At 74.9% G+C, this 5850-nt stretch carries 5 protein-coding genes and 1 pseudogene; 3 read left to right on the top strand and 3 right to left on the bottom strand.

Annotated features, from left to right (window positions below):
* Positions 1 to 361: pseudogene (locus ACTUAL_RS15110) on the bottom strand (neutral zinc metallopeptidase); the annotation flags it as partial.
* Between the two features lie 459 nt (positions 362 to 820).
* Between ACTUAL_RS15110 and ACTUAL_RS15105 the strand changes: the two are divergent.
* The gene (locus tag ACTUAL_RS15105; RefSeq protein ID WP_232519697.1) at positions 821 to 2458 is read left to right on the top strand and encodes a DUF2207 domain-containing protein; all 1638 of its coding nucleotides are present in this window, start codon (positions 821 to 823) and stop codon (positions 2456 to 2458) included.
* Positions 2459 to 2618: 160 nt separating this feature from the next.
* Here ACTUAL_RS15105 and ACTUAL_RS15100 read toward each other — a convergent pair whose 3' ends face one another.
* Both ACTUAL_RS15100 and ACTUAL_RS15095 read right to left on the bottom strand, forming a co-directional pair.
* On the bottom strand, positions 2619 to 2891 hold the full coding sequence (locus ACTUAL_RS15100) for an HU family DNA-binding protein (RefSeq protein ID WP_440900694.1): 273 nt from the start codon (positions 2889 to 2891) through the stop codon (positions 2619 to 2621).
* A 162-nt stretch (positions 2892 to 3053) separates the two neighbouring features.
* Positions 3054 to 3617 carry a CGNR zinc finger domain-containing protein gene (locus ACTUAL_RS15095; RefSeq protein ID WP_440900693.1) on the bottom strand — a complete coding sequence of 188 codons (564 nt, stop codon included), beginning with the start codon at positions 3615 to 3617 and terminating at the stop codon, positions 3054 to 3056.
* Positions 3618 to 3699: 82 nt separating this feature from the next.
* Between ACTUAL_RS15095 and ACTUAL_RS15090 the strand changes: the two genes are divergently transcribed.
* Positions 3700 to 4575: an alpha/beta fold hydrolase gene (locus tag ACTUAL_RS15090; RefSeq protein WP_440900692.1), complete on the top strand. Its 876-nt coding sequence runs from the start codon at positions 3700 to 3702 to the stop codon at positions 4573 to 4575.
* A gap of 124 nt (positions 4576 to 4699) precedes the next feature.
* Positions 4700 to 5850 (top strand): M16 family metallopeptidase (locus ACTUAL_RS15085; protein WP_440900691.1); only part of this gene is annotated, 1151 nt, incomplete at its 3' end.

Below are 5850 nucleotides of genomic sequence, written 5' to 3'. Positions count from 1 at the left end.
GCAGCGCCGCCCGAAGGAACCGCTCCTGGCCCGCGGGCGAGTAGTCCATGCCGGGCAGCTGGCAGCCCTGGATGTCGAACGCGCCCACGTCGCCGCGGTGCAGCGGGTGGTCGCCGAGCTTGAACACCGCCTTCGGCGCGGTCTGGGCGCTCGTCGACGGCGGCCTGGTCGTGGTCGGCGGCCCGCTCGGGGCGGTCGTCGTGGTGGTGGGGGCGGGGCTCCGCTGGGTGAACGTGGAGCTCGGCAGCGGGGTGTGGCTGAACGTGGACTGCCCGGAGTAGGTGCTGCTCCCGGCGCCGCCGATCGCCGAGGCGACCGCGCCGACCAGCCCGACCCCGAGCACCAGCACGCCGCTGATCACCGCGAACGCGATCAGGCCCGCGTTGCTCTTGCGCCGGGGCGGCGGGTAGGGGTGGTGCTGCGGCCAGGGCTGCTGCTGGGCCTGCCACGGATTCCCCGCCGGGGGTTGCCCCGATCGGGGTGGCCCGGCCGGGGGATGCCAGGCGGCGGGCGGTGGGATCGGCCGCGCCGAGGGCGGCGGGGGCCCCTGGTAAGCGGGCCACGGCTGCTGCTGAGGCTGTTGCGGGGGAGGACCCTGCGGCTGCCCGTGACCAGCCGGGGGAGCGCCGTGCGACCCGCCCCGCGCGCCGCCCCAGCCGCCCGAGGGGGGCAGCGGCGCCTGCGCCGGAGGGGGCGCGACGGGGCGCGGCGGCGGCCACCCGTTCGGTGGCGGCGGTTGCGTCATAGCTGGTGATCCCCCATGTCACGGATAGCCGAACCGGCCATGGAGCATAGGCGGGGTCCGCTATTGTCCGCGGCCGTGTTGAGAAATTGGGCAGCGGTCGCGCTCTGCTTCGTCGCGCTGTGCTCGACCGCGGGCGCGGCGGTGGCGCAACCGGGCAGCACCGGCGCGCTGCCCGGTTCGGTGGCGTCCGAGGTGCGCCTCAAGCTGGAACGTGATGGGGCACTCAGCGTCACCGACGTCGTCACCGTACCCGATGGGATGACAGCCCAGCGCGTGCTCCCGCTGCGGGTCGCGATGGGGGGTGACCGGGACCGGCTGTTCCAGGTCACCGACGCGGCGGTGGACGGTCCGGGCACGGCGGAGGCCACCGAGGACGAGCTCCGGTACACCCTCCGGGCGGGCACCTCGACGGTCACCTACCGCGTCCTGGGCGCGGTCGCCGAGTCCGGCGACGTGCTGGAGGTGCGCTGGCGCCCGGTGAGCGGCTGGGACGTGCCGATCGACCGGGTCGCCCTGTCGGTGATCGCCCCCGAGCCGCCCCGCTCCATCACCTGCCTGTCCGGCCCGCCGGAGAGCTCCACCCCGTGCACCAGCGCCGAGCTGGGCGACGGCCGGGGCTCCCGCGCCACCGAGCTGACCCTCGCCCCCGGCGAGCGGGTCGACCTCACGTTCGGGCTGGAGGGCGGGGTCGCCCCGCCCAACGCCGTCTTCGCCGCGAGCGGCGGGCTGGCCGCCGCGTTCGCGCTCACCCCGTCCTCGATCACCGGCCTGGTCGTGCTGTCCCTGCTGCTCGCGGGCGGCGCCACCCTGCTGTGGGTGCTGCGCGGCCGGGACGCGCGGGCGCTGGAGGGCGCGGTCGGCCCGGTGGAGGTGCTGGTCGCCGACGCGCAGGGGCGGGTGGCGTTCGCCTCGCCGGACGGCGTGCTGCCCGGCCAGGTCGGCACGGTCGTGGACGAGCACGTGGACGTGGTCGACGTCACCGCCACCGCCGTCGACCTGGCGGTGCGCAACTACCTGTGGATCGAGGAGGTCGGCGACGTCGACTGGCGGATCGTGCGCCGCAACCCGGCCGACGCCGCGCTGTCCGGCTACGAGCGCGAGGTGTACCGGGCGCTGCTGCCGGACGGGGTGGACGCGGTGCTGCTGTCCGAGCTGCGCTCGCGCGGCGTGGACCTGGCGGCGGTGCGCTCCGAGCTGTACGCCGACGTGGTCGCCCGCGACTGGTTCGCCCGGCGGCCCGACGCCGAGCGCACCCTGTGGTGGTGGGCGGGCATCGGGCTGGCGGTGCTCGGCGCGGTGCTGACCGCGGCCTTCGCGCTGCTCGCCGGGCCCGCGCTGCTCGGCTTGGTCGTGGTGGTCGCCGGTGGCGCGCTGGCCTGGGGCTCGCGCTGGATGCCCGCGCGGACCAGCCGGGGCAGCGCGCTGCTCGCGCAGGTCAGGGGGCTGCGCGGGTACCTGCACGCGGCCGGGCCGTCCGACGTGCCGGAGGCCGACCGGCAGGTGGTGTTCTCCCGGTCGCTGCCGTACGCGGTGGTGCTCGGGGAGACCGAGCGGTGGCTGGCGGCGTTCGCCGGGACGCGGACCGAGCTGCACTGGTTCGGCGAGGAGCGCCGGACCGGCGACCTGACCCGGTTCGCGCAGCGCTTCCCCGGCTTCCTGCGGGCGCTGGACGGGGTGCTGGCCCAGGCCGGGCACCTGCGCTCGCTGGGCTGACGTTCGCTGCACCTGCGCTCGCGGGGCTGACGTTCGCGGGGTTGGTGCTCGCCGGGCTGGTGCTCGCGGGGTTGGTGCTCGCGGGGCTGGTGCTCGTGCCGCGCTCGCGCGGCGCGAGGGGGCGGGGCCCGCCGGTGGTCCCGGCGGGCCGCCCTGCGCGTCAGTTGACGGCGTCCTTGAGGGCCTTGCCCACCTTGAAGCCCACCGCCTTGCTCGCGGCGATCTCGATGGCCTCGCCGGTCTGCGGGTTCCGGCCGGTCCGAGCGGCGCGCTCCTTGACGGTGAAGGAGCCGAAGCCCGTCAGCACCACGTCGTCGCCCTGCGCCAGCGCCTTGGTGATCGAGTCGAGCACCGCGTCGAGCGCGCGGGTCGCCACCGCCTTCTCGACGTCGGCGCTCTCGGCGATCGCACTGACCAGTTCGGCCTTGTTCACGGTCCTGCTCCTGTTCCGCGGTCTCGGTCGTGCCGCGCCCCGCAGCCCACCAGCCCCGCGCGGAACCCGCAGCACCGACACACCCCGCTCCGGGAGTTCCACCGGAACGGGGAGCCGGGCGCACCCGCTGTGTCCGGTTCCGCCGGGTTCATTCCGTCACGCTCACCCGGCCGAGCCCGCGCCCCCGGCCGAGCCGGCACTCGCGCCCGCACCCGCGTCCGAGCCCGCCCCCTCCCGCACCCGCCGGTAGTGCCGCCGGGCCTTGAGCTTGTTCCCGCACGCCGCCATCGAGCACCACCGGGCGTTGTTGGACTTGCTCCGGTCCAGCAGGAACCGCGCGCACTCGTCGTTCGCGCACGCCCGCAGCCGCCCCGGCCGCCCCCGGTGCACCGCGTCCCAGGCCAGCACCGCCGCCACGACCGCGCCGCGCGCCCCGTCCGCGTCGACCTCCCAGGTCACCCCGGAGTCGTCGACCGACGCCCGCGACACCACCCCCGCCAGCACCGGCCCCAGCGCGCCCGGCGGCTCGTCGCCGCGCACCACGGCCTGGAGCAGGTCGCGCGCCCGCCGCACCTGACGCCGGTCCTCCGGCCCGTCCGGCACCCCGTTGGCCGCGAACCACGGCCCCGCGCGCCCGTCGTCCCCCAGCTCGTCGGTCGGCCGCCCCGCCACCACCGGCGTGCTGTTGAGCAGCGACAACAGCAGCGCCTCGCCGTCCACCCGCATGTCTAACCTCCGAAGCCCTCTTGACAGGTGAGGTTACCCGCGCTTAGCTCTAACCATCCAAAACCACTTTAGGAGGTTAGAAATGACCGACACCCGAATCCGCCACCGCTACGCCACCGTCGACGGGAAGCGGCTCTTCTACCGGGAGGCGGGCGATCCGGCCAAGCCCGCGATCGTGCTCCTGCACGGCTTCCCGACCAGCTCGTCCATGTACCGCGACCTGATCCCCAGGCTCGCCGCCGACCACCACGTCATCGCCCCCGACCACCTCGGCTTCGGCCTCTCCGACGCCCCGCCGGTCACCGAGTTCGACTACACCTTCGACGCCCTCGCCGACCTCACCGCCGCCCTGCTGGCCCAGCTCGGCCTCACCCGGTACGCGATCGCCGTGCAGGACTACGGCGCGCCGATCGGCTGGCGGCTGCTGCTGCGCGACCCGGCCGCGATCACCGCCGTGATCACCCAGAACGGCAACGCCTACGAGGAGGGCCTGGTCCCTGGGTTCTGGGGCCCGGTCGCCGAGTACTGGCGCGAGCGCACCCCGAAGACCGAGGCGGGCGTGCGCGCCGCGCTCACCGAGGAGGCCATCCGCTGGCAGTACCTCACCGGCGCGCCCGACCCGGAGCTGGTCGACCCCGCCACCTGGCAGCGCGACCACGCCCTCGTCTCCCGCCCCGGCAACGACCTCGCGCAGCTGTCCCTGTTCGCCGACTACGCCACCAACGTCGCCCTCTACCCCCGGCTGCACGAGGTGTTCCGCGCGACGCGGGTCCCGCTGCTGGCCGTGTGGGGCGAGCACGACGAGATCTTCGGACCGGCGGGCGCCCGCGCCTTCGCCACCGACCTGCCGGACGCCGAGATCCACCTGCTCGACGGCGGCCACTTCCTCCTGGAGACCGCCGCCGCCGAGGTCGCGCCCCTGGTCCTGCGCTTCCTCGCCGAGCACGTCCCCGCCTGACCGGACGCCCGACCGCGGGAGTGCGGGGAGCGGTGCCGGCGCCGCCACCCGCCCCGCTTCCTCCCTCGGCGGAAACGCGGCGCGCTCCCGACCGGGGCGCGCCCGAACCCGTAGGCTGCGAGCCATGGCGCTACCCGAACTGCACAGGTTCACCCTCCCCAACGGACTCCGGGTGGTGCTCGCCCCCGATCCCAGCGCCCCGGTCATCGGGGTGAGCGTCCACTACGACGTCGGCTTCCGGTCGGAGCCCGAGGGGCGCACCGGGTTCGCGCACCTCTTCGAGCACCTGATGTTCCAGGGCAGCGAGAGCCTGGAGAAGCTGGCGCACTTCCGCCACGTCCAGTCCTCCGGCGGCACCTTCAACGGGTCGACCCACCCGGACTACACGGACTACTACCAGGTCCTGCCCTCGGCGGCCCTGGAGCGCGCGCTGTTCCTGGAAGCCGACCGGATGCGCGCGCCCAAGCTCACCGAGGAGAACCTGCGCAACCAGATCGACGTGGTGAAGGAGGAGATCCGCCTCAACGTGCTCAACCGGCCGTACGGCGGCTTACCCTGGATCCTGCTCCCCGCGCTGCTGTTCCAGACCTTCCCCAACGCCCACAACGGGTACGGCGACTTCACCGACCTGGAGAACGCCACCGTCGACGACTGCGCCGCGTTCTTCGACACCTACTACGCGCCGGGCAACGCGGTGCTCACCGTCGCCGGTGACATCGCGGTGGACGAGGCGAAGTCGTTGGTGGAGAAGCACTTCGGCGACGTCCCGGCCCGCCCGGTCCCGGAGCGGCCCTCGTTCGCCGAGCCCGCGCCGAAGGGCGAGCTGCGCTCCGAGCACGTCGACGCGCACGCCCCCATGCCCGCCGTGGCGCTGGGCTACCGCATCCCCGACCCGGTGCACGACCTGGACGCGTACCTGGTCTACCCGGTGCTCGCGGGCGTGCTGACCGACGGCGACGGCTCGCGCCTCCAGCAGCGCCTGGTGCACAAGGACGCGCTGGTCGTGGACGTCGGCGCGGGCTGCGGCCTGTTCGGGCCGCTGGAGGCCCGCGACCCCGACGTCTTCACCGTCACCGCCATCCACCCGGCCGAGCACGGCGTCGACAAGGTCGTCGCCGCGGTGGACGAGGAGCTGGCCAGGCTCGCCGAGGAGGGCCCCTCCGAGGAGGAGCTGGCCAAGGTGACCGCCCGCTGGGTCGCCGGGATGCACCGCGAGCACGACCGGCTCACCAGCCGCACCCTCGGCCTCGGCGCCTCCGAGCTGCTGTTCGGGCG

The sequence above is a fragment of the Actinosynnema sp. genome (genome assembly GCF_052038725.1).
The sequence above is the reverse complement of the archived record's forward strand: the minus strand, read 5'-3'. Positions and strand labels throughout refer to the sequence as shown.